We start from the raw sequence: 25,130 nt of genomic DNA on the forward strand, positions 1-25,130 counted from the left end.
TGCCCGCATGGCTTGTGGCTTTTCGTATCGGGGACACTAGCAAATGATATGGCTCAATGTAAACAAGCTCGTTGGCGGGCCGTGGCGGATCGTCGATCCGTCGGGTGGGATGGATCCTGCGCTTCGTCACGGGCGGTGACGGAGCCGCCGTGGACTTCACACAAATGTCAATTGTGGTTAACAGAAATGACATGGCCCATGCGAGGTCGGAGGACTTTCCGGTCCAATAGCGCGTCGGGCGGAGGCTCGCTGTCGGTTGTTTCCGGGCTTGGCTGCCCGGTGACCCATTTGCGCGCCGAGCGCACCGGCAGTCGGCCGGCGAGCCTCCGATGGGCCCGCCGGCCGCCGCACCCCCATACGCTTACATGGGAGCGTCGCCGTGCAGTCGTCGCCGGGTGTGCTCACCACGACTGGCTGCGCTTGGCAGCAGCCCTGGCACGATCGACACTTCGCCCCGGTCACCCGGGGGAGCTTTCACGCGGCGCAGATGATCTGGGCCTGCGCCGAGTAGAAGTTGGGCATCGGCTGGGTCACCCAGGACGCCCCGTTGGCGCACTGGATGAACGGCTCCGGATAGCCTGCGGCATAGGCCAGGTTACGGGCCTGGTTCTGGGCGTTGATCAACGCGATCTGCGGGATCGAGCTGATGCCGTAGCCGGTGAAGACCTGCACCCCCGGCGGCGGGGCAGCCGAAGCCGGAGAGGCGGCGGTGAGGCTCGATGCCAGCATCGCCGTGGCGAGCGCCGCAGCGGCGGTGAGTCGTCGGACTGTGGACATGAGCTAGCTCCTCGGATAGATGGTGGTCGGTTGCCAAAGGGTCCCCGGCGGTCCCGGAACATGGTGGGGGGTCGAGCGATCTCAGGCGGCGCCGGCCGGCCATCCCGTTGCTACTCCGGCACCACCGCAGGTCGATGGAGAGAGCACGCGCGGTTGACCCGTACGCCGGCGGGACGGCTCTACTGCCAGGGGCCGCTGCGGCAGATGAACTGGGTGGTGCCGCTGTACTGGGTCGTGCTGCCGTCGAAGTAGCTGTAGCTGGCCCGCACGGGGTGACCGAGGTTGCTGGCCGGGCAGGCGGCGAAGAGGGTCGACCCGGCGGTCGTGAAGGTGCCGACGCTGCCGGAGTACCAGGTGACGTTCCAGGTCGTCGTGCCGGTGCTGCTGCCGTCGCAGTAGAACTGGGAGGCGCCGGACTCGCAGAAGGGCGCCGGGGCGGCGGCGAGTGCCGGGGTGGCACCGGCGGCGGCGAGGCCCAGAGCGGCAAGCGCGGACGCGGCAAGGACCTTGACGGTGGTACGCATGGAACTCTCCCAACGTAGCCAAGCGATGACTCAATGCAACGCCAGCCTATCTATCGCATAGACGTACCTGGATTAGCCGTTCGGTCGATCAATCACCCCGGTGCGTCCGAGGCGGTGCGGTGCGTACAGTTCCGGGTCGGACGTGGGGTGGGCCGGGTGGGACCCGGCGCAGGGAACGGGACGAGACAGCGACACATGACGGCGGACAACCTTAACGAAACCGGTCGAGACGGCATTGACCGCGGACAGCTGGAGACCTGTCTCAGCGTCTTCGAGGCGCTGGAGAACCTGCCTCCCGATCACCCCGACGTGGTGCGGGTGCAACGGGCCACCGCGAAGCTCTACAAGGTGATCAAGCAGCGGCGACGCGAGGCACGGCGCGATGCCATCGCGGCTGCCGACCGCGCGGTGACGGCGGCCACCGCCACCGGCGCCCCGGGCCGGATCGACGACGAGACCCAGGGCGTCCCGCTCGCCTCCCCCACCGTCGGTACCACGGCCGGCTTCCTGCACCATCCGCGCGGCTGCTACGTCTGCAAGCAGCGCTACCACGAGGTGGACGCCTTCTACCACCAGCTCTGCCCACCCTGCGCCGCGCTCAACCGGGAGCGCCGCGACGCCCGCACCGACCTGACCGGCCGGCGCGCGTTGCTCACCGGCGGCCGAGCCAAGATCGGCATGTACATCGCGCTGCGGCTGCTGCGCGACGGCGCGCACACCACGGTGACCACGCGGTTCCCGCACGACGCGGTCCGCCGATTCGCCGCGATGCCGGACAGCGGGGACTGGCTGCACCGCCTGCGGATCGTCGGGATCGACCTGCGCGACCCCGCCCAGGTGATCGCCCTCGCCGACTCGGTCAGCGCCCAGGGACCACTCGACATCCTGATCAACAATGCGGCGCAGACCGTCCGCCGCACGCCCGGGGCGTACGCCCAACTCGTCGCCGCGGAGACGGCGGCCCTGCCGGACGGCCCCCTGCCGGAGCTGATCACGTTCGCCAAATCCGCCGACCAGGGCCACCCAGCGGGAATGATCGCCCCGCCGCAGTCGGCCACGGTCACCCCGCAGGCGCTCACCGCGTTGGCGCTGACCGGCGGCTCCGCCTCGCCGGAACGGATCGCGGCAGCCACCGCCATCGACGCCGGCGGTCTGGTGCCGGACCTCGACCCGGTCAACAGCTGGGTGCAGCGGGTGCACGAGGTGGACCCGGTCGAGCTGCTCGAAGTGCAACTGTGCAACGTGACCGCGCCGTTCGTACTGGTCAGCCGACTGCGACCGGCGATGGCCGCAGCGACCGCCCGCCGGAAGTACGTGGTGAACGTGTCGGCGATGGAGGGCCAGTTCGCCCGCGGCTACAAGGGGCCGGGGCACCCGCACACCAACATGGCCAAAGCCGCCCTGAACATGCTCACCCGAACCAGCGCCCAGGAGCTGCTGGCCGACGGCATCCTCATGACAAGCGTCGACACCGGCTGGATCACCGACGAGCGGCCCCACCCGACGAAGATGCGACTGGCGGACGCCGGCTTCCACGCCCCGCTGGACCTGGTCGACGGCGCGGCCCGGGTCTACGACCCGATCGTCCGCGGCGAACAGGGCGAAGACCTGTACGGCTGCTTCCTGAAGGACTACGCGCCCTGCGCCTGGTGATCAGCCCCTCGGATACTCGCCGTGTTCATCTGCCCCGTGGCGGACTGCGGTTACCATCACCTCACGGTATTGGAGATTTCGGTGGGGAATGGTTGCCGACGACGAGGATCGACATGTCACCGGTCAGCCTCGGCTGAAGGCAGCATTGGCCGGAAAGATTCGCCACGAGGTGTCGGGCTACGACATGTCCTGGCAGTGGGGGCCAGGGGCCCGGATCGCGAGTGACTATTGCCTTGGCTTCAGCTGTCCGCACAGCGAGCAGCTCCAGGATGAGCCTCGCAAGCTCCAATCCGAGGATGCGGATCAGTTCGACGAGGGGGCAGTTGCCCTCGCGGCGCATCTCGCCGGATGCGACGAGGTCGTCTCTCGAGGTTTCCTGCGGCGGATGCTCCTCGCCTATGGCGCGCTGCTGCGCGAACCAGTGGACTGCGGACCCGCCGAGGCGTGCATCGCATTTGATCGTCACCGTCTCTCCGACCCCGCTGCGAACCCACCGCTTTCCGCGCCCAGCCACGACATCGTCGTGGAGGTCGCGAAGTTCCTCGGCGCCGCCGCGGCCGGCGGGGTGGTCGGCAACCGGATCGACGCGGGTGTCGTGGCCACCGCGAGGCGGATGTTTCGGCTGGTAACAGAGCGATGGCGCCGCCGCGCTCCGTCGGCTGACGCACCGCTCACTGTCGAGGAGGCTGTCGAGGCGGCGAGAGCTGCCGTCACCGCGGCTGGCTACCACCCATCGCGGACGCTCTCCACGGAGCGCGCCACCAAGGGCTCGTGGGTGGTGTACCTTCACACACGCGAGAAGGACACATCGGTCCGACTGCGGGTATGGGTGCCCCCGGGCCCACCCGACTGCGCAACGATCCTCATCGTGCCGCTGCACCTGTAGGCCAGCCGTCGCGCCGATCGGCTCGTGGCCCGCTCGACCTGGTCGACGGCGCGGCCCGGGTCTACGACCCGATCGTCCGCCCGCGGTAACCGGGCGAGCTGTCATGAGCGCTGAGCGGAACTGGCCTTTCTACAGTCCCTTCGCCGGTGGAGCGGGCGGCCGGGTTCGGTCCGGAGGCATCCGGAGCAGGGCGCCCGCCGAGAGGGCGAGCAGCGCGCCGACCGCCCAGAACACGCCGGCCGCGCCGGCGGAGAAGGCGCCCACCGCGACCGGCAGCGCAGTCTGGGCGAGACGGTTCGCGGTCAGCCGCAGGCCCATCGCGGCGCCCCGGGTGCCGGGGCGAGCGGCGTCGGCCACCCAGGACATTGCCAGCGGTTGCGCCACGCCCAGCCCGATCCCGAGGAGCAGCATGATCACGGCGGCGCCGGGGAGCTGGACCAGCGGCAGCACCAGCAGGCCGAGCCCGGCGACGGCGATCGAGGCCACCATGGTCAGCCGGCGGCCGGCGCGGGCCACCACCCGGTCGACGACCAGCCGGGCGAGCAGGGTGACCACTGCCCGCAGCGCGAGCAGCCCGCCCACCGCCGCGACCGGGACGCCGCGTTCGTCGGCCCAGGCCGGCAGGAAGACAGAGAGCAGGTCGAGCGCCGCCAGCACCACGCCGCCGGCGACCAGAGTCGCGGCCATCCCGGGTACGCCGACCATGCCGGCCGCCACCCGCCAGGACGACCGGGGGGCCGGTGCGCGGGACCGGGGCGCGGCCCGCAGCAGTGGTCTCAGGCAAAGCGCCGAGGCGGCGCAGATCGCCGTGCCGACGGCCAGCCCGACGGCCGCCGGTGACGGGCCGACGCCCGGGACGCTCGCCGCCCCGGCAGCCAGCAGCGGGCCGACCGCCTGCCCGACCGCCCCGGCCGCGGTGAGCAGGCCGAAACCACGGTCGAGGTTCGCGGTGCCGCTCACCGCGACGGTGGCCTGCTGGCCGACGACGCTGACGAGTTGGCCGAGACCGAGCAGCGCGCTGGCCACCAGCAGCACCGGCAGGCTGCCGGCCAGCATGGCGAGCACTCCCGCCCCGGTGAACAGCACGACGCCGACCACCATCAGCCGAGCCGGGCCGAACCGGTCGGCCTGCCGGCCCACCGGGTACGCGAGCAGCAACGGCAGTACCGAGAAGCTGGCCGCGAGCAGCCCGATGCCGGTGTTGCCGGCCTGCAACTCGATGGCCCGGTACCCGGTCATCGGGCGGACGGCCGCGTACCCGCCCAGCACCAGGCCGGCCTGGACGAGCAGCGGCCACCCGACGGCCCGGCGGGTCACCCCTTGTAGCTGACGACCCGGCCCCAGAGGCCCTTGGTGCCCCAGATCCCGGAGCGGAGGCATTCGAGCTGGTAGACCTGGCTGTGGTCGATGAAGACGTTGACCTCGGGGCCGTAGTTCTTCACGTACCACTCGAAGACCGGCGGGTCGGCGGCCTCGAACATCACCGACTCCAGGCCGAACTCGGCGATGAACAGCGCCGGCACGTCGGTGCGCCAGGCGCGGACCTGCTCGGTGATCCCCTCGGACTCCAGCATGACCAGGTTCGCGCCGGCGTCGAACGCGCGGCGGGCGCGTTGCACCGCGTAGCTCGGGTCGCCGGTGCCCTCGGCGGCGAGCTCCTCCACCGACGAGGTGCCGCCGGCCCCGAACTGGATGCCGACCTCGGCCTTCACCTTGAGTCCGGCTTTGCGTCCGCGTTCGATCAGCCGCAGGTAGTCGGAGGCGGCGATGGCCAGCATGCCGACGGAGATCTCCACGATGTCGAACTCGTACCGGGCGATGGCCTGGAAGTACTGTTCCACCGCGTCGGGGCCCCGGGTCAGCACGAACTCGATGAGCCCGCCGGTGGAGACCTCGACGTTGTGGTCGTGGCAGACGTCGATGAACTTCTTCAGGGTCGCCTCAGACATCAGCGGCATCGACGCGCCGGGGAACTTGAACGAGTCCACGTGCGGGCCGACGGACTCCAGCAGGTCACGCAGGTGGTCCGGACCGAACGAGGTGTAGTAGGGACCGCGGATCTCGGTAAGCCCGACGGTGCGCGGCTTGTCCGGCCGCTCGTTGAGGCGCAGGAACGGGAAGGACCGCTCGGGGGTGGTGCTCATCAGGATGGATCTCCTCGTCAGCTCGACTCGAACTCGATGTCTTCGACCTGGTGGCGGTGTCCGGCGGTGAGCCGGTCCACCTCGGTCCACACGTCGTCGGGCAGCTCCAACTCCAGCGCGTCGGTGACCGCGTCGAGCTGGTCGACCCGGCTCACCCCGACGATCGGCGCGGTCACGTCCGGGTGGCGCAGCCCCCAGGCGGTGGCCAGCACGGCGAGCGTGCTCCCGGCCCGCGCGGCCACCGTCGACAGGGCGTCGACGGTGGCGAACGTGGCGTCGGTCCAGTACCGCTCGGTGTAGCGGCGGCCGGCCGCGCCCACCGCGAACCGGCTGCCCGCCGGTGGTGGCCGGTTGCGGTCGTACCGGCCGGTCAGAACGCCGCCGGCGAGCAGGTTGAACGCGAGCACGGCGACCCGCTGCTCCCGGCACAGCCGGAACGCCTCGATCTCCGCGCCGCGTCGCACCAGGCTGTACCGCAGTTGCGCGGTGCGCAGCCGGGGCAGCCCGGCCAGCTCGCCGAGGGTGAGCGCCCGGGCGAGCTGGTACGCCAGGAAGTTGCAGCAGCCCACGTACCGGACCTTGCCGGCGCGGACCAGCGTGTCCAGCGCGGCCAGGGTCTCCTCGATCGGCGTCGATCGGTCGTACCGGTGCAGTTGCAGCAGGTCGATGTGGTCGGTGCCGAGTCGGGCCAGCGACCCGTCGACGGCGGCCAGCAGGTGTTTGCGGGACAGGCCGAGCTGCCAGGGGGCGGGCCCGGTCCGGTTGTAGACCTTGGTGGCCAGGAAGACCTGGTCGCGCCGGCCGGGCAGCCACCGGCCGAGCAGCTCCTCGGTGGCGCCGACGGCGTCCGCGCCGCTGCCCAGCGGGTAGCTGGTCGCGGTGTCCAGCCAGGACATGCCCCGCTCCAGCGCCCGGTCCAGGATGTCCCGGGAGGTCGCCTCGTCGCACTGCGCGCCGAAGGTGGCGGTGCCCAGGACGACCCGGGGCGCCCGTACCCCGGTGTCGCCGAGCAGGACGGTGGCCGGTCCGGTCATCCCCGGTCCCGGCTGTGCCGGGCGGCGGTCCGGCCGGCCCGACGGCCGAAGACCGCGCCGGACATCAGCCCGCTGCCGCCGGGGTAGTTGTCGTAGAAGAGGCCGCCGACCACCTCGCCGGCCGCGTGCAGGCCCGGAATCGGCTGGTCGGCCTGGTTGAGCACCCGGGCGTCCTCGTCGACGCGGACTCCACCGTAGGTGAAGGTGATCGCGCAGCCGACCGGGAACGCGACGTACGGGGGCCGGTCGATCGGTTGGGCCCAGTTGCTCTTGGGTGGTTCGAGGCCGCTGGTGGCCAGCCCGTCCAGCACGGTCGGGTCGAACGGTCGGTCGCCGACCGACGCATTGTACCCGGTGACCGTCCGCTCCAGCCGGTCCGGGTTCAGGTCGAGCTTCTCGGCCAGCTCGCGGATCGAGTCGGCGACGACCTGGCTGGCCCCGTCGTGGCCGTAGTCGGTGCGAAGCAGGCCGACGCCGCGCTGGTCGAAGATCTGGTACGCGAGGCCGCCGGTCTGCCGCAGGATCGCCGACCCGATCTTGGCGTACGTGTAGTTGCGGAAGTCCGCCCCCTCGTCGACGAACCGGTCGCCCTCCACGTTGACGGTGATCCCGAACGGGTACGAGTGCCGTTGCAGCTTGTTGGTGAGCACCCGGTTGCCGTACGGACCGGCGTTGATGTCCCAGGCCACCGCGTGCGCGCCGGACCAGTTGCCGTACGCCTGCGCGCCGATGCCGAGCGCGCTCATCAGGCCCTCGCCGGTGTTGTGCCGGCTGCCGCGTACCTTGGCGGTGTCCCAGCCGGGGCCGAGGTGCACCGCCCGCAGCCGGGCGTCGGCCTCGAAGCCGCCGGAGGCGAGCACCACCGCGCGGGCGCGGATCTGCCGTTCGCCCTGTGGGGTGCGGCACACCACGCCCTCCACGGCCCCGGTCGGGCCGACCAGGAATCCGGTCATCTGGTGTTCGGCGCGCACGTCGATGCCGGTGGCCTTGGCGGCGGCGAGGTGCTGCTCGATGAGCCCGATGCCGCCGCCGACGGTGGCGATGGTGCCGCCGCCCCAGAACTTCTTCCGGCCGTTGACCTCGAAGACCTGGTTGTCGGACTGGAGCTTGAACTTGACCCCGTGCCCGTGCAGCCACCGGAGGGTGGGGAAGGAGTCCTCGACGAGGATCCGCATCAGGGTCGGATCGGTCCGGCCCCGGGTGAGCCGGAGCATGTCGGCGGCGAAGCTCTCCACCGGGTACGGGTCCAGGTCGTACCGGTCGGCCTCGCGCTCGTCGAGCTCGCTGAGGATCGGGCGCAGGTCGTCGAGGCCGTGGTAGGTGGCCCGGAAGGATCCGAGCGTGAAGTAGGAGTTTCCGCCGAGTTCCGCCGTGGTCGCCTTCTCCAGCATGCCGACCCGGGAAACCTGCTCCCGGGCGGCGTGCGCGGCCGAGAAGGCGGCGTTGCCGGCCCCGACGACGAGGACGTCGTAGTCGTAGTCGCTCATGGTTCTCCCTGGTTCGTGGGCGGGGTTCACGGCTGAAGGATGCGGACGTCGGCCGCGTCGACGGTGACCTCGACGGTGGCGCCCTCCGGCAGCTCGGTGCGGATGTTGCTCCAGACCCGCAGCACGTGCTCACCGCAGGTCACGGTGTACTCGGTGTGCGGGCCGAGGAACAGCGCCGCCTTGAGCGTCCCGGTGAAGGTGGCCGCGCCGTCGTTCTCGGCGGAAGCGCCGGTGGCGGGGGCGATGTGGGCCCGTTCGGGACGGAACAGCGCGATCGCCTGGTCGCCGTCGCGGAGCTGGTCGGAGGCCAGCCGGCCGCGTACCAGGCCGAGGGCGGTGCGGACGGCGGCCAGCCCGGCGCCGTCCGGCCCGGTGACGGGGCCCGGCAGCTCGTTGCTGGTGCCGACAAAGTTGGCCACGTACCGGGACGTCGCGTCGTGGTAGATGTCGCGGGGGCCGCCGAGCTGGGCGAACCGTCCCTCCCCCATCACCGCGATGCGGTGCGCCAGCCCCATCGCCTCGTGCTGGTCGTGGGTGACGTAAACGGCCGCGAAGCCCAGCTCCCGTTGCATCGAGACGAGTTCGGCGCGCAGCTGCTCCCGGACCTTGGCGTCGACGTTGGACAGCGGCTCGTCGAAGAGAATGAGGTCGTTGCCGGCCACCAGAGCCCGGGCCAGCGCCACCCGCTGCTGCTGGCCACCGCTCATCTGGCCGGGGTACTGCCGGCCCAGCTCGCCGATGTGGACCTGGTCGAGGCTGGCCTGGACCCGGGCGGCGATCTCCGGGCGGGGCAGTTTCCGCGCCCGGTTCTCCAGCGGATACGCGACGTTCTGCGCCACCGTCATGTGCGGCCACAGCGCGTACGACTGGAAGATCATGCTGATCCGCCGTTTCTCGGGCGGGACGACCAGACGTCGGCTGTGGTCGTACACCGGTTGGCCGTCGATCTCGACGGTGCCGGCGTCCGGCGTCTCCAGTCCGGCGATCATGCGCAGCAGGGTGGTCTTGCCGCAGCCGCTCGGGCCGAGCAGGACCAGGAACTCGCCCCGCGCCACATCGAACGAGACGTTGTCGACGGCTTTCGTCTCGGCGCCGTCGGCGCGGCGGAACCGCTTGGACAGGTCCCGGACCCGCACGATGGGGCCCGCCGGTGGCGTAACCGTGCTGGCGGTGGTGCTCTCGACCTGGGCGGGTGCGACCATGCCCCTGTCACCTCCGGAGTCGTGGATTGTCATCGGTTGCCCTTGGTCCGCCCGCCGGTGCCCTGCCAACGGCCCTGCCAGCGGGAGTAGGCGAGGCAGAGACCGACGACCAGCGCGGTGACGGCGGTCAGGACGACGGACAGCGAGGCGAGTTCCGCGTAGGAGCCGTTCTCGAAGATCTGCAGGATGCGGAAACCGACCACCATGTTCGTGGTGCCGGCGAGCACCGCCGTGGCGGTGAGGTCGCCGACCATCCGGGCGAACAGGAAGGCCCAGCCGGCGACCAGGCCGGGCACCATCAGCGGCAGGTACACCCGGCGGAAGGTCTTTCCGCCGCCGGCGCCGCTGATCTGGGAGGCTTCCGCCAGGTCACCGCCGACCTGGCTGGCCGCCGAGTCGGCGGCGACCGAGCCCTGCGGCAGATAGATGCTGATGTACGCGAGCAGCAGGATCATCGTGGTGCCGCCGAGGTAGAACGGCGGGCCGCCGAACGCGAGGATCATCCCGACCGCGATCACCAGGTGCGAGAAGACCGAGGGCAGTTTGATCGCGCCGTCCAGCGCCCGTACCGCCCGCCGCTTGGACCGGACCACGAGCAGGGCGACCAGCGCGGCGGCGACCATGCCGATGGTCGCTCCGGCGATGCCGAGCCAGAGGCTGTTCTGCACGGCGGTCAGCGTCTGGCCGTCCTCGAAGACCGACTCGCGGACCGAGTCGAGACTCAGCCCGGTCCAGTTGATCTTCGGGGTCCAGAAGCCGTTCAGCGAGACCAGCAGCAGTCCGATCGCCGGCAGCACCACGGCGAGCGCACCGTAGCCGAGGATGAGCAGTCGGGCCGGCCACTTCCAGCCGCCCAGCTCCTGCCGGGTGAAACGCTGCCCCTTGCCGCCGACGGTGGCGTGCCGGCCGCTGCGCAGCATCCGCGACTGGAGGTACCACATCACGCCGACGAACAGCAGCACGATGAAGCTCAGCCCGACGGCGGTCGCGGTCTCCGGCGGGTACGTGAACGACAGCAGGTCCACGATCCGTACCGAGATCACGTCGATGCCCGCGCCCGAGCCGATGATCACCGGCACCGAGTAGAGCGAGAAGCCCTGCCAGCACATCAGCAGGATCGCCCCGCCGATGCTGGGCCGGATCGCGGGAAGGGTGACCCTCCACAGCGTCTTCAGTCGACCGGCCCCGCTGATCCGGGACTGCTCGTCGAGACTCGCGTCGGCGTTGCGCAGCCCGGTGGTGACCAGCATGAACACGTACGGGACCTGGTAGAGCGTGTAGACGAAGATCAGGCCGGGCCAGGAGAAGATGTCGAACGGGCCCTCGGTCAACTGGATGCCGACCCCGCCGAGCACCCAGCGGATGAACGCGTTGAGCAGACCCGCGTTGGTGGAGAGCAGCAGCACCCAGCCGACCGCGCCGGCGATCGGCGGCAGCAGAAACGGGATCATCGGCATCGAGTCGGTCAGCCCGGCCACCCGGGCGTCGGTCCGCTCGTTGAGCCAGGCCAGGATCGACCCGACGACCAGCGCGACCACGCCGCTCACCACGACCGCGACCAGGGTGTTGACGATCAGCGTCACCAGATCGGGGACGGCCAGGACGTCCCGGATCGGCTCCACGGTGAGCCGACCGTCGACGTAGACCAGCCCGACCGCGACCCGCAGGATCGGGTAGGTGGCGAGGACCGCGAGCACCGTCGCCACCGTGACCGCGATCGTGGTGAACGGGGTGATCCGGCGGCGGGCCGCCCGGGCCGGCGCGGGGCTCTCCGGCTCGGCGTCCGGCCCGGGCGGAGCGAGCATCACCATCGGCGCGCCCCCATCAGCTCAGCCCGAGGTTTCCGATGACCTGCGCCTGCTTGGTCTTGGCGCCGGCCAGGTCGGGCGAGACGTACTCGGTCGGCAGGTTGGTGGTGTCGTAGGGGGAGACCGCGCCGGCCGCGTCGGCGAGGACCTTGCTGCCCTCGGCGGAGAGCGCGTACTGGATGAGCAGCCGAGCCGCGTTCGGGTGTCTGCTGTTGGCCGCCACCCCGGGGACGACCTCCGCGCCGCTGGTCAGCGGCGGGGCGACGAACTCGATCGGCGCGCCCTTGGCCTTCGGGTCCACGATGTGCGAGGCGAGACCCATCACGCAGAACGCCGCCTCGCCGGCGGCCACCGCCGCCGCGGCCGGCACCCCGCTGGCGTACTTCTTGAGGTCCTGGGCGGCGAAGCGCTGGAGGAAGTCGGGTCCGCTGGCCTCCGCCACCACCAGCCACTCCCCGATGTACGACGCGGACGACGCCGGGTCGGGAATGGCGATCCGGCCCTTCCACTTCGGGTCGAGCAGGTCCGCCCAGGTCTTCGGGGCCTCGCCGGCCGGCACCAGGTCGGTGTTGTAGGCGATCCCGGCCGGTTGGATGATCGAGATGGCGGTGCCCTCGTCGGGCAGCACGAACCGCTCGTCCAGGTTGCCGGGGAAGTCGGGCAGCCCCGCGTCAGCCAGTGGCACCAGCCAGCCGCTCTCGATCGCGTCGGCGGTGAAGCCGGTACGCGAGATCAGCAGCGCGTCGGCGGCCGGCGCCCCGGCCTGCGCCTCGGCGGCGAACCGCTGGGCGAGCTGGGCGCTGGTCAGCCGGACGACCTGCACCTCGACGTCGTACCTGTCGGTGAAGGACTTGGCGAACGCGGCGGTGGCGTCCTCCTCCACGGAGCTGTAGAGGGTGACGGTGCCCTCTTCCTTGGCGGCGCTCTCCAGTCCGTCGGGGGCGGCGACCTCAGCGGCCTCACCACCACGGTCGCCGCAGCCGGTGATCGCGAGCAGGACGACGGCGGCAGCCGCCAGATATCTACGACGAGGGTGTGGCATCAGCGTGGACCTCTCTATCGGTGGTGGCGGTGGGTGACGGGGAGCGGGCGGCGGCGAGCGCCACGGCGACGTCGATCAGGAGGTCCTCCTGACCACCCACGTACCGGCGTCGACCGGCCTCGCGGAGGATCTCGTGGCTGGGCACGCCGTACCGCCGGGCGGCCCGTTCGGCGTGCAGCAGGAAACTGGAGTAGACGCCGGCGTAGCCCATGACGATCGAGGCCCGATCCATCACCGGCTCCCGGTCGACGTACCGCAGGACCACGTCCTCGGCGGCGTCCAGGATCGCGCCCAGGTCGACCCCGGTGACGATGTCCTGCCGGTCGAAGACGGCGGTGAGCACCTCGGTCGGTGAGTTGCCGGCGCCCGCGCCGAGAGCCCGGGTCGCGCCGTCGATCTGCCGGGCGCCGGCCCGGACGGCGGCCACCGAGTTGGCCACCCCCATGGCCAGGTTGTTGTGCCCGTGGAAGCCGACCTGGGCGTGGTCGCCCAGCTCGGCGTGCAGGGCGCCGACCCGGGCGGCGGCGTCGTCGGGGAGCAGCGCGCCGGCGGAGTCGACGACGTAGACGCACTGCGCGCCGGCGTCCGCCATGATCCGGGCCTGCCGGGCGAGCTGCTCCGGCCCGATCATGTGCGACATCATCAGGAAGCCGACCGTCTCGGCCCCCAGCGAGCGGGCCAGCCCGAGATGCTGGGCGGCGATGTCCGCCTCGGTGCAGTGGGTGGCCACCCGGACCAGGTCGACCCCGTGGTCAACGGCGGCGCGCAGTTCGTCGGCGGTGCCCACCCCGGGCAGCAGCAGCGCAGCGATCGTGGCCGGGCCGGCCTCGGCGACGGCGACGTCGATCAGGTCGAGTTCCGGGGTGGCGGAGAAGCCGTAGTTGAACGAGGAACCGGCCAGACCGTCGCCGTGGGTGACCTCGATGACCGGCACGTGCGCCGCGCGCAGCGCCCGGACCGTCGCCCGGACGTGTGCGGGCCGGAACTGGTGGCGCATGGCGTGGCTGCCGTCGCGCAGCGTGGTGTCGGTGATCCGGATCCGGGTGCCGCTCACGACGCCACCTCCGCCCGCGCGGCGGCGATCCGCTCACCGACCCGGGTGGCGGCGGCGGTCATGATGTCGAGGTTTCCCGCGTACGGCGGCAGGTGGTCGCCGCGTCCCTCGACCTCCAGCAGGACGGTCACCCGCGCCTGCCCCTGCCAGTCGGGGCGCGGATCGTCGAACTGCGGCTCGGCGACCAGACGGTAGCCCGGCACGTAGCCGGCGACCCGGTCCACCATCGACCGGATCGACCCGGTCACCCGGTCCCGGTCGGCGTCCGGGTCGATCGCGCAGAACACCGTGTCCCGCATGATCATCGGTGGGCTCACCGGGTTGAGGACGATGATCGCCTTCCCGGCGGCGGCACCACCGATGGTCTCGACGCCCCGGGCGGTGGTGGCCGTGAACTCGTCGATGTTGGCCCGGGTACCGGGTCCGGCCGAGCGGGACGCGATGGACGCGACGATCTCCGCGTAACTGACCGGGGTGACCGCCGAGACGGCGGCGACGATCGGAATGGTGGCCTGCCCGCCGCAGGTGATCATGTTGACGTTCGGGGCATTCAGATGCTGGTCGAGGTTGACCGAGGGGACGACGAACGGGCCCACCGCCGCCGGGGTGAGGTCCACCGCCGGGATGCCCGCCTCGGCGTACCGGGCGTGGTGGACCAGGTGCGCCGCCGCCGACGTCGCCTCGAAGACCAGGTCCGGCAGCGGATGATGGCGCAGCAGCCAGTCCACCCCCTCGGCGGAGGCCGGCACGCCCGCCCGGCGGGCCCGGGCCAGCCCCTCGGAGGCCGGGTCCACGCCGACCATGGCGACCAGCTCCAGCCCGGCGGACCGCTGGATCTTGACCATGAGGTCGGTGCCGATGTTCCCCGACCCGACGATGGCGACGGCGAGGCTCATGAGGCCAGGCCCCCGTTACCGGTCACGGCCTCGTTTTCGTCGTCGGTCGCGGCCCGGTTCCCGTCGTCGAGGTTGCCGGGGATCTGGAAGGGCTCCGCCATGGCCGGGCGCATCCGCTCGTCGACCCAGGTCCGGCCATAAAGGATCTCCAGTGGCAGATCCTCGTCCTGGACGTCCTGCTTCTGCTGCTCCTCCATCCGCAGGCGGGCCTCGGCCGCCTGCGCCACCTGCTCGGCGACGCCGCGCGGGACCACCACCACGCCGTCCTCGTCGCCGACGATCACGTCGCCCGGGCTGACCACGACACCGCCGCAGGTCACCGGCACGTTGACCGAGCCGACCGAGTGCTTCACCGCCGACCGGGGCACGATGCCGACGCAGAACACCGGGAACGGGATCGCCATGATCCCGGACCGGTCCCGGACGCTGCCGTCGATCACCGCGCCGACGAACCCGACCCGGTGCGCGAAGAGCGACATGTTCCGGCCCAGCACGGTGGCGTCATAGGTCCCGCCGGTGTCCACCACCAGCACGTCACCGGGCTCGCCGAGCTGCAGCGCCTTGTGCACCATCAGGTTGTCGCCCTCCGGGCAGTGCGCCGTGACGGCGGTGCCGACGAGCTTGCTGTCGAGGTCGAGCGGTCGCATCCGGTGTGACATCGCTCCGTGACGACCCATCGCGTCGGAGAGCGTGGCCGTGTCGATCCGCCCGAGTCGGTCGCGCACGCTGGGTGACACTCGTTCCGGTACGCGGTTGATGCTCTTGAACATTCACTCCCCCTCAGGGCCTGCTTCCGGCCGCGGCGCCTGACCGGGACTATGGCCCTGAACTGGGTTCGACGTACACGACGATGTATCGGATTACGAGATGCCTGTAGTAAATTCCGCGTTACCCGCGTCACCTCCTTCCCCAAGCCAACCACCCTCCGTAGTCGGCTCCCCCCTGAAGGAAGAGGTACGAGATGAGCACCGATCCGTCACTGACCGTGCTGAAGGCGTTCCGTGTCCTCGACCTGTTCCGGACCCACCGTCAGGTCGGAGTCAGCCAGTGCGCGGAGCTGCTCGGCCTGACCAGGGCGAACGCGCACCGACTCCTGGTCAGCCTCACCGCCGCCGGGGCGGTCGAACGGACCGACAGCGGGCAGTACCGGCTCTCGATCTGGATGTTCGAGGTGGGCGCCCAGGTTCCACTACTGCGCGCGCTCACCGAGCAGGCACAGGTGCCGATGGAACGGCTCGTAGCGGAGACCGGCTTCCAAGCCCATCTCGCAGTACGTGACGGCACCGAGCTGATCTACCTGTTGAAGATCAGTCACGTTGACGGGCGGGTCCGGACCCGCCCCGGCACCCGCAACCCGCTCTACGCCACCAGCCTCGGCAAGATCCTCCTGGCCGGTGCGCCCGAGTCGTTGATCGAAGAGGTCATCGCGCAGGGGCTGAAGCCGCTGACCAGGTACACCCGCACCTCACCGGCGCTGCTGCGCGCCGAGCTTGCCGACGTGCGCCGCACCGGCTTCGCGTACGACCGGGAGGAACGGCAGATCGGGGTCTCCTGCATCGCCACCGGCCTGCACGACCACACCGGACGGGTGATCGCGGCGATCTCCATCCCGTCCAACTCGGAACACCGCGACCTCGACCAGGGGCGGTTACAGGCGCCGCTGCGCAAGGCGGCGCAGACCATCGAGGCCCGACTCGACCGCCGCGCCGCCAACCTCCCCTGACCGGGCGGCCCCGCCCGGCCCACAGGCGGGTCTCCGGCTGGCTGCGCGGTGTGGTCGGTGAGGGTGGCTTCCCGGACCACGCGTTGCAGGAGTCTGTGGACCCGGACCATCGGCCCCGCGCTACGAGGGCAACTGGAACAGCAGTGCGGCAAATCCGGCTTCCTCGAACCGGTTCGACGGATCGGTTCGGACGGCAGGCCCCCTTCGGGCGCGCTGATCGAACGAGTCACCGGCACACTCTCGCTGGCAGGCGAAACCCCGGTTCGCCACCCCGTGGATTCATTGACAACCTTCACTCCCTGGTTCTACGATCCGTTCGAATCGATTCGCCGGCACAACGCTCCGTGAGCGTCCCCCGCGCCGCATGCGGTGTAGATCAGCCTGGCATCCGTCCCGATCCCGGCAGAGGCGGCACCACCAGCCTCGATCCGCCACCGCCCCATCCCACCGCCGCCGCACCAGGAGAGGATTCGATGAGTGTGAAGAGAAGGCTGAGTCGCGTCATGGCAGCGGCGGGCGTCACGTTGGTCCTCGCTGTCGGTGCTGGGGCCTATGTGGTCTCGGACGCACCGGGCGTCGCCCACGCCGCCGGCACCGGCCCGTGTGACATCTACGCCACCGGCGGCACACCATGCGTCGCCGCGCACAGCACCACCCGCGCCCTCTACGGCGCGTACAACGGACCGCTCTACCAGGTCCGACGCTCCTCGGACAACACCACCCGCGACATCGGCGTGCTCAGCGCCGGCGGCTACGCGAACGCCGCCACCCAGGACACGTTCTGCGCCAACACCACCTGCGCCATCACGATCATCTACGACCAGTCCGGCCGCAACAACCGCCTCACCCAGGCCCCGCCCGGCTACTGGCCCGGTCCCGGACCCGGCGGATGGGACAATCTCGCCGACGCGAAGGCAGCCCCGATCACCGTTGGCGGACAGAAGGCGTACGGCGTCTACATCGCCCCCGGCACCGGTTACCGCAACAACAACACCAATGGCGTCGCCACCGGCGACCAGCCCGAAGGCATCTACGCGGTCGTCGACGGCACGCACTACAACCAGTGGTGCTGCTTCGACTACGGCAACGCACAGACCGACGGCCAAGCTGACGCGCCCGCCATCATGGAGACCGTCTACTTCGGTGCCAACAAGCAGTGGGGCTACGGCACCGGGGCCGGCCCGTGGATCATGGCCGACCTGGAGTGGGGGCTGTTCTCCGGAGTCAACGCCGGCTACAACGACATCGCGCCGATCAACCACCGCTTCGTCACCGCCATGGTCAAGGGCGAGTCGAACCACTGGGCCATCCGAGGCGGGAACGGCCAGTCAGGGGCTCTGACGACCTACTTCGACGGGCGACGTCCGAACGGGTACCACCCGATGAAGAAGGAGGGTGCGATCCTGCTCGGCATCGGCGGCGACAACAGCACCTCCGGCCGGGGGACCTTCTACGAAGGTGTGCTGACCTCCGGCTACCCGACCGCGGCCACCGAGAACGCCGTCCAGGCCAACATCAACGCCGCCGGCTACGCCACCGCCGCAGGAGGCAACCCGCAACAGAACGTCCAGCTCGTCGGCGGGCAGTCCGGCCGCTGCATCGACGTACCCAACGCCACCACCACCAACGGCACCCAGGTCCAACTCTGGGACTGCCTCGGCAACACCGCCCAACGCTGGACCTACACCGCCAACAAACAACTCCAGGTACTCGGCAACAAATGCCTCGACGCCAGCGGCGCAGGCACGACCAACGGCACCCAAGCCATCATCTGGGACTGCAACGGCCAAACCAACCAACAATGGAACCTCAACGCCAACGGCACCATCACCGGCGTCCAATCCGGACTCTGCCTCGACGCCAGCGCCTACGGCACCGCCAACGGCACCAAGATCCACCTCTGGGCCTGCCACGGCGGCACCAACCAACAGTGGTCCACCCGCACCTGACCACACCCGCACACCACACACCGGCAATGCCGCCCCCGCGAGGCCGCTGAGGGCGGCATTGCCGGCGATTCCTGCACGGTAGTGACCTGGCCAGGCACCCTCGCACCAGGCCGGCCACGGCGAAGCCCGGATCGGAGCCGGCGGCGAGCAGGTTCGCCGGGAGGGCCAGACGATGACGCCGAGCCCCGCGGCGATGGCGATCTCAAAGGTGCGGAAGCCCCGCGAGCGCTGCGCGAGCACGGCGAACGCGGTGGCCCGATGATGATCCCGCCGGGCAGCAGGGGGATGCCGAAGAGCAAGTACCGGGCGACCGCGCCACCGATCACCTCGGCCAGGTTGGCCATGGCGACCAACTCGGCCTGTACCCACATGGTCCTGTCGAGGGGCTTCGGTAGGCGTTCCCGGCACAGTTCGGGCAGGCTGCGCCCGGTGGCCAGACCGAGCTTCGCGGTGAGCGTCTGCACCAGCATCGCCATCAGGTTCGCCACCACCACGCCCCAGACGCGGCGGAGTCGGTGGCGAAGTTGCCGGGGTCGACGTAGGCGACGGCCGCGACGAACGCCGGGCCGAGCAGGATCAACCGCCCGCGTGCGCGGGCGCGCGCGGGTCACCTGTAGCGGAGCAGCCCTCAGCGTCGTCAGTTCGTTGGCGACCATCGCACACCTCCCCTTCCACCTGGTTGCTGCCGGTTCCTTCCCGAGCCGCTGACCCGTCGGTGCCAACCTCTGGCCTGCTGGTGCCGACCGGTCGACACGCCGGGCAGCCGCCCGTGGCGTGCCGTGTCGGGCCGGGCGCGTGTCGCGTCGTGCTTGACAGGAGCGACAGTGCCAGCGAGGCTGTCTGTCAGTCCTATTGTATTAGGACAACAGGAGGGATCATCGCGAGTGATCGAATTCGTACTGGACAGCCGGTCGAAGGTGAATACCTACATGCAGCTCGTGCAGCAGGTGAAACAGGCTCTGCGGGTCGGGCTGCTGACGCCGGGCGACCAGTTGCCGAAAGTCCGGGACGTCGCGCAATCCCTGGCGATCAACCCGAACACGGTGCTGAAGGCGTACCGGGAACTGGAGATCGAGGGTCTGGTCGGCGGCCGCCCCGGAGTGGGCACGTTCGTCCAGCGCACCCTGGCCGGCGCGTCGCTGCCCAACCAGGCCGAGCTACGCGACGACCTGGTTGCCTGGCTGCACCGGGCGCAGGCTGCCGGCCTCACCGCCGAAGACGTCATCGCCCTGGTGGAGACCACGCTGCGCGCCGCCCTCCCCGAAGACACCCCGCAGAAGGAACCCGCGTAAGCGGAACGAGAGGACAGAGAATGGACCATGTCTTGGAGGCGGACCGGCTGGGCAAGCGGTACGGCCGGGCCTGGGCGTTGCGGGACTGCTCGCTGCGCCTGCCGGCCGGCCGGATCGCCGCGTTGGTCGGGCCCAACGGCGCGGGCAAGAGCACACTGTTACACCTGGCCGTCGGGCTACTCAAGCCCGACGCGGGCACGGTACGGGTGTTCGGTCGATCGCCGTACGGCGACACGGACGGCCTCGCCGACATCGGCTTCGTCGCCCAGGACACCCCGCTCTACCGGGACTTCACGGCGTCCGAGCTGGTCGTCGCCGGCGGCAAGCTGAACAAGCGGTGGGACGCGCACCTGGCCCGCACCCGGTTGGCGCAGCTCGGCATTCCACCGGACCGACCCGTGGGCAAGCTCTCCGGTGGGCAACGGGCCCAGGTGGCGCTGGCCCTGGCGCTGGCCAAGCAGCCCCGGCTGCTGCTGCTCGACGAGCCGGTCGCCAGCCTCGACCCGCTGGCCCGGCGTGAGTTCCTCCAGTCCCTGATGGGCAGCGTCGCGGATTCCGGGACCACCGTCCTGCTCTCCTCGCACCTGCTGGCCGACCTGGAGCGCGTCTGCGACTACCTGATCGTGTTGAACGCCGCCAAGGTACAGCTCACCGGCGCGGTCGACGACCTGGTCACCGGGCACCGCCAACTGGTCGGCCCACGGCACGACGGCGGCCCGATCGGGGGCGTCGCCGCCGTCGTCCGGGCCAGCCACACCGACCGGCAGTCGACACTGCTGGTCCGCACCGACGGGCCGGTCAACGATCCGGCCTGGACGATCCGCGAGGTGAGCCTGGAGGACGTCGTCCTGGCCTACCTGGCCGAGGGCACCGCGCAGACCAGTCACAGCGAGTGGGGGGTGGCAGCATGATCTGGTTGACCTGGCGGCAACACCGCAAGCAGGCCCTTTTCACAGTGCTGGCGTTCGCCGTGCTCGCGGCCGTGCTGGTGCCGATCGGCCTGTCGATGCGGAACACCTTCGCCGACCTCGGGCTGGCGGACTGCGTTGGCCAGCTTGCCCGTGCCGACGTGGCCGCGTCGACCCGCGAGGCATGTGACGCGGGCTTCCACCGCTTCAGCAACCAGTACGGCAGCCTCAATCTGCTGGCCGTCCTGCTGATCACCCTGCCGGTGCTGGTCGGCCTGTTCTGGGGCGCGCCACTGGTCGCCCGTGAGGTGGAGCAGGGCACGCACCGGTTCGTCTGGACCCAGGGCGTCGGCCGCACCCGCTGGGCGCTGACGAAGTTCGGGCTGGTCGGAGCCGCTGTGCTGCTCCTGGCGATCGGCTACGGGCTGGGCATATCGTGGTGGGTCGCGCCGCTGACCCAGGCCGCTTACGAAGGTCGCCTCGGCATGGTCGTCTTCGATCTGCAGGGCATCGTCCCGATCGGCTACACGCTTTTCGCCGTGGCGTTGGGTGTCTTCGCCGGCACCGTCTGGAAGCGGATGCTGCCCGCCATGGGCATCACCCTCGCCGGGTTCATCGGCGTACGAGCGGCGGTGGCGCTCCTGGCCCGGCCGCACTACCAGACCGCCCGTACCCAGACCTTCCCGATCGAGAGGGAGGGACCCCCGGAGATCAGCCGGGGGGACTGGATCCTCGCCCAGGGCGTCCGTAACCCGGACGGGACGATGATCGCGGAGGATACCCGCATCCAGTGCCCGCCGGGCGGCAAGGGCCCGGACGGTCGGGTCTGCGGCGCCGAACTGGGCCTCCAACCGGGCGCGTACAACTGGCAGCTGTACCAGCCGGCGGACCGGTTCTGGCTGTTCCAGGGCATCGAGACGGGTATTTTCGTCGCCCTCGCCCTGCTGCTGCTCTACCTGGCCGTGCGCCGGGTCCGCCGGATCGCGTAGTCGGGGACCTCGGATCGTGGACAGCGACGGGTGCTCGTCGGGGCGCGGGGGCCTCGGCGATCACCCGTCAGCCACACCCTCCGGGGTCAGCGAGAGCCAGGACGCCAGGTCGCGCAGCTCGTCGTGCACGGCGCGGCTCACCTGCAGGGTGAGGGGCACATCTTCTTGGACGGCGTGCACGGTGAATGTGCCGCGCCGGCGGTCGGCCGTGGCGTCCACCTTTCCGACCAGCCGGTCGCCGTGCGAACTCAAAGGGGTACATGGGAGCGTGACTATCAGTCAAATTGCGATCGAAAAGGCGACTCCGGCCGGGCTTGGCAGACCCGTTTCCCACCAAGCCCGGCGGACGGCATCACTTCGCGGGTGTGGCCTTGACGGTGGCGCGCAGCGTCCGTGCGAGGCCAGGCATCGCCTTCCAGCCATCGGCGACTCGGGCGATCCGGGCGGTGTTGGTGGTAGTGAACTTCTGCAGGTCGCCAGCGGCGGCGTTGACGACTCCATCGAGCCGTGATTCACGGCAGGCCCAGTCGGCAGCGGCTACCTTCTTCTCGAATGCGACAGCGCCGGCCCATTCAGGGAGGGCGGTCGGGTCCGACGGACGCTCGAATGACACAGGCGGAAACCTCTGCTCGACCTTCAGGTACGCCTCGGACAGGTCACCGGCATCGATTCCGGCCGACGTCATGCAGCCGGCGTACTGGCGAGTCAGGTCCGGTGCGGCCTGCTGCTGGACGCTGCCGAGCAGGTCCACCAGCTCGACTTCCAGTTCCTGCTGCCCGTCGGGAACCCTGAGCTTCTCACCCGCGGTGGCGGCGTTCTGGCAGGAGTCGACAGCAGTGAACCAGCGAGCTTGGTCATCCGCGGCGGCAGGCAAACCCGGGTTGGGGGTTTCACCTCGCTTGGCCAGCATCTCGATACGGGCGGCGACCCCGAAGTCGGCGCGGTGGGGCGCAAATCCGAGCAGGTCCCCGGGGGCAGGGTCGGTAGGCGGGCTCATCGGCTGATAGGGGGTGACGCCGTACACGACGCCCTTGGTCCGGGCGCAGGCGGCGATCGCGGACTGGCTGGTGAGCCACATTCGCTCCTCGCCGGCCAGACGCTGTTGCGGCGTTCCATACACCTGGTCGATCACAGCGGACAACATGGCCGGGGCATCGACGCCGACGGGCGCGGCGGTCGGCATGCCGGGCTCGCAGCCGGCCAGCGCGACGATGGTGGCGGTGGCAACAGCAGCCTGCCGGCGACGGTTAACCATTGGCCGGTGGACTCCCTTCACACGAGATCAGGACGAGCAAGAAGTGACCGAGCCGCCCCCGTCGTACAGGTAGGAGCCGGTGGAGGTGAGCCACCACGAGCGGGTGCACTTGTTCGGAATGCTCATGATGACCGCAGACTGGTGCGCCGATCGCTATCTCGCAAGTGCCGCTGGCCCGCCGGTTACACCCCGGCGCGGGCCACGGGACGGTGAGCAGTCCCACGCGCTGACTGTCGCCGCTTATCAGGGTAAGCGGCGTTGTGCGAGGCGGTGACCACATTGCAGGGTGATGGTTCTGCTCGGCACAACGTGTACAGCGTCCTAGGATAGGAGGGTCAGTTGATGATCTCCCTGTGCGACCTCAATCTTGTTCAAGCCGTAGGTCTAGATCCTGCTGCGGCCCTGCCGCATCGCCCGTGAGAGCCGCCGTCCGGCGGCGCCTGCCGCTGGCAGGGTCCTCGTCGCCGGTGGTGCGGGCGTCGAGGACCCTGCGCTCAGCTTCCCTCTGCCGGTGGCTGGCCGGCGGTGGCGGCGACGAGTAGGGACAGTTCCCGGACCAGGTCGTCCATGGACTGGCCGCTGCTGGCCCGGACCAGGCCGAGGGCCAGGTCGGCGAGGAGGTAGAAGCCGAGGGTGCGGGCCTGCTCGCCGGGGAACGCGGCGAGCAGTTCCTCGGCGCCGGCGAGGTCACCGCGGTGCTTCGCGGCGATGACCCCGGCAGCGCGTTGGAGTAGTTCCGCCGCGGCGGGGGTGGTGTCGTCCACCAGGTCAGATCTTCGGGCTCGTCGCGCGGGCGGCGTCGAATCGGGCGATCACGTCGGACCAGTTGACCAGGTTCCACAGTCGGTCGACGTAGTCGGGCCGCACGTTGCGGTACTGCAGGTAGTAGGCGTGTTCCCAGGCGTCGAAGACCAGCAGCGGGGTGGTGCCCTGGCCGACGTTGCCGTGGTGGTCGTAGACCTGCTCGACGATCAGCCGCCGCCCCAGCGGCTCCCAGCCGAGGACGCCCCAGCCGGAGCCCTGCACGCCCTTGGTGGCTGCGGAGAGTTGGCCGGCGAACGCGTCGAAGGAGCCGAAGTGCTCGTCGATCGCGGCGGCGAGGTCGCCGTCGGGGCGGTCGCCGCCGTCCGGGGACAGGTTGCCCCAGAAGATCGAGTGGAGCACGTGGCCGGAGAGGTTGAACGCGAACGTCTTCTCCAGCCCGACGAGCGTGGCGAAGTCGCGCTTCTCGCGGGCCTCGGCGAGCCGCTCCAGGCCGTCGTTGGCGCCTTTGACGTACGCGGCGTGGTGCTTGCTGTGGTGCAGCTCCAGGATCTCGCCGGACATGGCCGGTTCCAGCGCGCCGTAGTCGTAGGGCATGTCGGGCAGGGTGTAGAGCGCCATCAGGGAATCCTTCCGGTGATGCTGCCATAGTTTGGTTGTTGCCAGTATCTTGCAACAAGGTGGCGGTTGTCGTGAGGAGCGGGGATTGATCACATCGCCTGTCGAGCGGGTGAGCGCCGTGATGGATCGGCTCCGCCGCGCCGGTCTTCGTACGACACTCGCGCGTCGCGGCGTCGTGGACGCGCTCGGCGAGGCCGCCGGCGAGCGTCGGCATCTGCGCGCCACCGAGGTGCATCAGCGGCTCACCGGCCGGGGACTGGCGGTGGAGCTGTCCACCGTGCACCGCATACTCACCCACCTGGTGGACGTCGGTGTGGCCCACACGGTGTCGGTGGGTGGCACGGCGACGTTCGGGTTGGCCGACCGGCCGCACCATCACGCGGTGTGCCAGGGCTGCGGCGGCATGCGCCAGCTGACCGCCTCGGCGGTGGCGGGCACGGTCACGGCGGCCCGGGCGGTCGATATCGAGGTGGATCCGGACGGTGGCACCGGCGGGGTGGTCGTGTACGGGCGGTGCGCGCCGTGCCGCAGCAGGACCACCTGACCGCGCCGGCCGGTCGCACGACCGCGCCCCGCCCCCGCGAGCACCGAACGGACCTCACCGACCGCGGTGAGTTGACAGCGCTCGCAGTGTGCCTGGCCAACACGCGGCTCGACGACACCACCCAGGCGTACGCCGCGGTGACCCGGTGGCCGGGCCTGGGCGACGGGCTCACGTCGACCGGCCTCGCGGTGTTGGGGTCGGCGGGCCGGCAGCTTCGCGCGGTCTTCGTCGACGCCGCCGCCGGCCACGACCGGGAGGCTGTCGACCGGCTCAACCGGCTGCTCACCCGGCACCGGCTGCGGCCGGTCATCTCCGGCACCGGCCCGTCGGATCGCCATCTGCACGTCGCCGCGGTGGGCAGCGACGCGGCGGTGGAGTATGTGGCGGCGGCGGTGTGGGCGCTCGCGGTGTTCCTGTGCGAGCAAGGCGTCGACCGGTTGAAGGTGTGCGCCGAACCGGGGTGCGGCGCGGTGTTCCTGGACGGGAGCACGAACCGGCGTCGCCGGTTCTGCTCGCCGCGCTGCGCCACCCGCACGCACGTGCGGGCGCACCGCGAGCGGCGGCGTGTCACCTGACACCG

26 protein-coding genes are annotated in these 25,130 nt (G+C 70.6%); 9 read left to right on the top strand and 17 right to left on the bottom strand.

From position 1 onward, the window contains the following. Window positions 1-474 precede the first annotated feature (474 nt). Both O7613_RS14620 and O7613_RS14625 read right to left on the bottom strand, forming a co-directional pair. A complete protein-coding gene (locus tag O7613_RS14620; protein WP_282289018.1) occupies window positions 475-777 on the bottom strand; it encodes a hypothetical protein in 303 nt (100 codons plus the stop codon). Window positions 778-956: 179 nt separating this feature from the next. Then, window positions 957-1,301, bottom strand: a complete 345-nt coding sequence (locus O7613_RS14625; RefSeq protein ID WP_282289019.1) for a hypothetical protein — start codon at window positions 1,299-1,301, stop codon at window positions 957-959. Window positions 1,302-1,496: 195 nt separating this feature from the next. On the opposite strand from O7613_RS14625, the gene O7613_RS14630 reads away from it, so the two are divergent. Then, window positions 1,497-2,954, top strand: coding sequence for an SDR family oxidoreductase (locus O7613_RS14630; protein ID WP_282289020.1), 1,458 nt, complete (start codon window positions 1,497-1,499; stop codon window positions 2,952-2,954). Window positions 2,955-3,042: 88 nt separating this feature from the next. Next, window positions 3,043-3,840: a hypothetical protein gene (locus O7613_RS14635; RefSeq protein WP_282289021.1), complete on the top strand. Its 798-nt coding sequence runs from the start codon at window positions 3,043-3,045 to the stop codon at window positions 3,838-3,840. 129 nt (window positions 3,841-3,969) lie between these two features. On the opposite strand, the gene O7613_RS14640 is transcribed toward O7613_RS14635, so the two are convergent. From O7613_RS14640 to O7613_RS14685, 10 genes are read right to left on the bottom strand one after another with little or no spacing between them, the layout of a single operon-like run. Next, the gene (locus O7613_RS14640) at window positions 3,970-5,157 is read right to left on the bottom strand and encodes an MFS transporter (RefSeq protein WP_282289022.1); all 1,188 of its coding nucleotides are present in this window, start codon (window positions 5,155-5,157) and stop codon (window positions 3,970-3,972) included. Further along, window positions 5,154-5,984 (bottom strand): phosphosulfolactate synthase, encoded by an 831-nt coding sequence (locus O7613_RS14645; RefSeq protein WP_281587839.1) that lies wholly within the window; start codon window positions 5,982-5,984, stop codon window positions 5,154-5,156. Before O7613_RS14645 ends, O7613_RS14640 begins: the two co-directional genes overlap by 4 nt. Window positions 5,985-6,001: 17 nt before the next feature. Then, window positions 6,002-7,018: an aldo/keto reductase gene (locus O7613_RS14650; RefSeq protein ID WP_282289023.1), complete on the bottom strand. Its 1,017-nt coding sequence runs from the start codon at window positions 7,016-7,018 to the stop codon at window positions 6,002-6,004. After that, window positions 7,015-8,505 carry an FAD-dependent tricarballylate dehydrogenase TcuA gene (tcuA, locus tag O7613_RS14655; RefSeq protein ID WP_282289024.1) on the bottom strand — a complete coding sequence of 497 codons (1,491 nt, stop codon included), beginning with the start codon at window positions 8,503-8,505 and terminating at the stop codon, window positions 7,015-7,017. Before tcuA ends, O7613_RS14650 begins: the two co-directional genes overlap by 4 nt. A gap of 26 nt (window positions 8,506-8,531) precedes the next feature. Further along, window positions 8,532-9,707 carry an ABC transporter ATP-binding protein gene (locus O7613_RS14660; protein ID WP_282289025.1) on the bottom strand — a complete coding sequence of 392 codons (1,176 nt, stop codon included), beginning with the start codon at window positions 9,705-9,707 and terminating at the stop codon, window positions 8,532-8,534. Between the two features lie 29 nt (window positions 9,708-9,736). After that, complete coding sequence (locus tag O7613_RS14665; RefSeq protein WP_282289026.1) at window positions 9,737-11,518, bottom strand: iron ABC transporter permease; 1,782 nt, start codon at window positions 11,516-11,518, stop codon at window positions 9,737-9,739. 13 nt (window positions 11,519-11,531) lie between these two features. Further along, window positions 11,532-12,557, bottom strand: a complete 1,026-nt coding sequence (locus tag O7613_RS14670; protein WP_282289027.1) for an extracellular solute-binding protein — start codon at window positions 12,555-12,557, stop codon at window positions 11,532-11,534. After that, window positions 12,538-13,611, bottom strand: a complete 1,074-nt coding sequence (gene dmpG / locus O7613_RS14675; RefSeq protein WP_282289028.1) for a 4-hydroxy-2-oxovalerate aldolase — start codon at window positions 13,609-13,611, stop codon at window positions 12,538-12,540. The genes O7613_RS14670 and dmpG overlap by 20 nt, the downstream gene beginning before the upstream one ends. Then, window positions 13,608-14,507: an acetaldehyde dehydrogenase (acetylating) gene (locus O7613_RS14680; protein WP_282289029.1), complete on the bottom strand. Its 900-nt coding sequence runs from the start codon at window positions 14,505-14,507 to the stop codon at window positions 13,608-13,610. Before O7613_RS14680 ends, dmpG begins: the two co-directional genes overlap by 4 nt. Next, window positions 14,504-15,232, bottom strand: coding sequence for an RraA family protein (locus tag O7613_RS14685; RefSeq protein ID WP_282289030.1), 729 nt, complete (start codon window positions 15,230-15,232; stop codon window positions 14,504-14,506). The genes O7613_RS14680 and O7613_RS14685 overlap by 4 nt, the downstream gene beginning before the upstream one ends. A 236-nt stretch (window positions 15,233-15,468) precedes the next feature. Here O7613_RS14685 and O7613_RS14690 point away from each other — a divergent pair, with 236 nt between their 5' ends. Both O7613_RS14690 and O7613_RS14695 read left to right on the top strand, forming a co-directional pair. Continuing rightward, a complete protein-coding gene (locus tag O7613_RS14690; RefSeq protein ID WP_281587825.1) occupies window positions 15,469-16,230 on the top strand; it encodes an IclR family transcriptional regulator in 762 nt (253 codons plus the stop codon). Between the two features lie 473 nt (window positions 16,231-16,703). Further along, complete coding sequence (locus O7613_RS14695) at window positions 16,704-18,179, top strand: arabinofuranosidase catalytic domain-containing protein (protein ID WP_282289031.1); 1,476 nt, start codon at window positions 16,704-16,706, stop codon at window positions 18,177-18,179. On the opposite strand, the gene O7613_RS14700 is transcribed toward O7613_RS14695, so the two are convergent. Further along, window positions 18,098-18,835 carry an Nramp family divalent metal transporter gene (locus O7613_RS14700; protein ID WP_348775373.1) on the bottom strand — a complete coding sequence of 246 codons (738 nt, stop codon included), beginning with the start codon at window positions 18,833-18,835 and terminating at the stop codon, window positions 18,098-18,100. The two genes, O7613_RS14695 and O7613_RS14700, sit on opposite strands and share 82 nt — an antisense overlap. 228 nt (window positions 18,836-19,063) lie before the next feature. Between O7613_RS14700 and O7613_RS14705 the strand changes: the two genes are divergently transcribed. The 3 genes from O7613_RS14705 to O7613_RS14715 are packed head-to-tail and all read left to right on the top strand — an operon-like array spanning window position 19,064 to window position 21,368. Beyond that, window positions 19,064-19,471, top strand: coding sequence for a GntR family transcriptional regulator (locus O7613_RS14705; protein ID WP_281587822.1), 408 nt, complete (start codon window positions 19,064-19,066; stop codon window positions 19,469-19,471). Window positions 19,472-19,491: 20 nt separating this feature from the next. Beyond that, the gene (locus tag O7613_RS14710) at window positions 19,492-20,382 is read left to right on the top strand and encodes an ABC transporter ATP-binding protein (protein WP_281587820.1); all 891 of its coding nucleotides are present in this window, start codon (window positions 19,492-19,494) and stop codon (window positions 20,380-20,382) included. Then, window positions 20,379-21,368 (top strand): transporter, encoded by a 990-nt coding sequence (locus O7613_RS14715; RefSeq protein WP_281587818.1) that lies wholly within the window; start codon window positions 20,379-20,381, stop codon window positions 21,366-21,368. The genes O7613_RS14710 and O7613_RS14715 overlap by 4 nt, the downstream gene beginning before the upstream one ends. 60 nt (window positions 21,369-21,428) lie before the next feature. Here the strand turns inward: O7613_RS14715 and O7613_RS14720 are convergent, their stop codons facing one another. From O7613_RS14720 to O7613_RS14735, 4 genes are all read right to left on the bottom strand, one after another. After that, window positions 21,429-21,620 (bottom strand): hypothetical protein, encoded by a 192-nt coding sequence (locus tag O7613_RS14720; protein WP_282289032.1) that lies wholly within the window; start codon window positions 21,618-21,620, stop codon window positions 21,429-21,431. 100 nt (window positions 21,621-21,720) lie between these two features. Further along, complete coding sequence (locus O7613_RS14725) at window positions 21,721-22,623, bottom strand: hypothetical protein (RefSeq protein WP_282289033.1); 903 nt, start codon at window positions 22,621-22,623, stop codon at window positions 21,721-21,723. Between the two features lie 494 nt (window positions 22,624-23,117). Then, complete coding sequence (locus O7613_RS14730) at window positions 23,118-23,387, bottom strand: superoxide dismutase (protein ID WP_282289034.1); 270 nt, start codon at window positions 23,385-23,387, stop codon at window positions 23,118-23,120. A 4-nt stretch (window positions 23,388-23,391) separates the two neighbouring features. Further along, complete coding sequence (locus O7613_RS14735; protein WP_282289035.1) at window positions 23,392-24,006, bottom strand: superoxide dismutase; 615 nt, start codon at window positions 24,004-24,006, stop codon at window positions 23,392-23,394. 85 nt (window positions 24,007-24,091) lie between these two features. Between O7613_RS14735 and O7613_RS14740 the strand changes: the two genes are divergently transcribed. After that, complete coding sequence (locus O7613_RS14740) at window positions 24,092-24,550, top strand: transcriptional repressor (RefSeq protein WP_282289036.1); 459 nt, start codon at window positions 24,092-24,094, stop codon at window positions 24,548-24,550. Further along, window positions 24,529-25,125: a CGNR zinc finger domain-containing protein gene (locus O7613_RS14745; protein WP_282289037.1), complete on the top strand. Its 597-nt coding sequence runs from the start codon at window positions 24,529-24,531 to the stop codon at window positions 25,123-25,125. Before O7613_RS14740 ends, O7613_RS14745 begins: the two co-directional genes overlap by 22 nt. Window positions 25,126-25,130: the final 5 nt, after the last annotated feature.

This window comes from Micromonospora sp. WMMD975 (assembly GCF_029581215.1).
In the GTDB taxonomy this organism is placed as follows: domain Bacteria; phylum Actinomycetota; class Actinomycetes; order Mycobacteriales; family Micromonosporaceae; genus Micromonospora.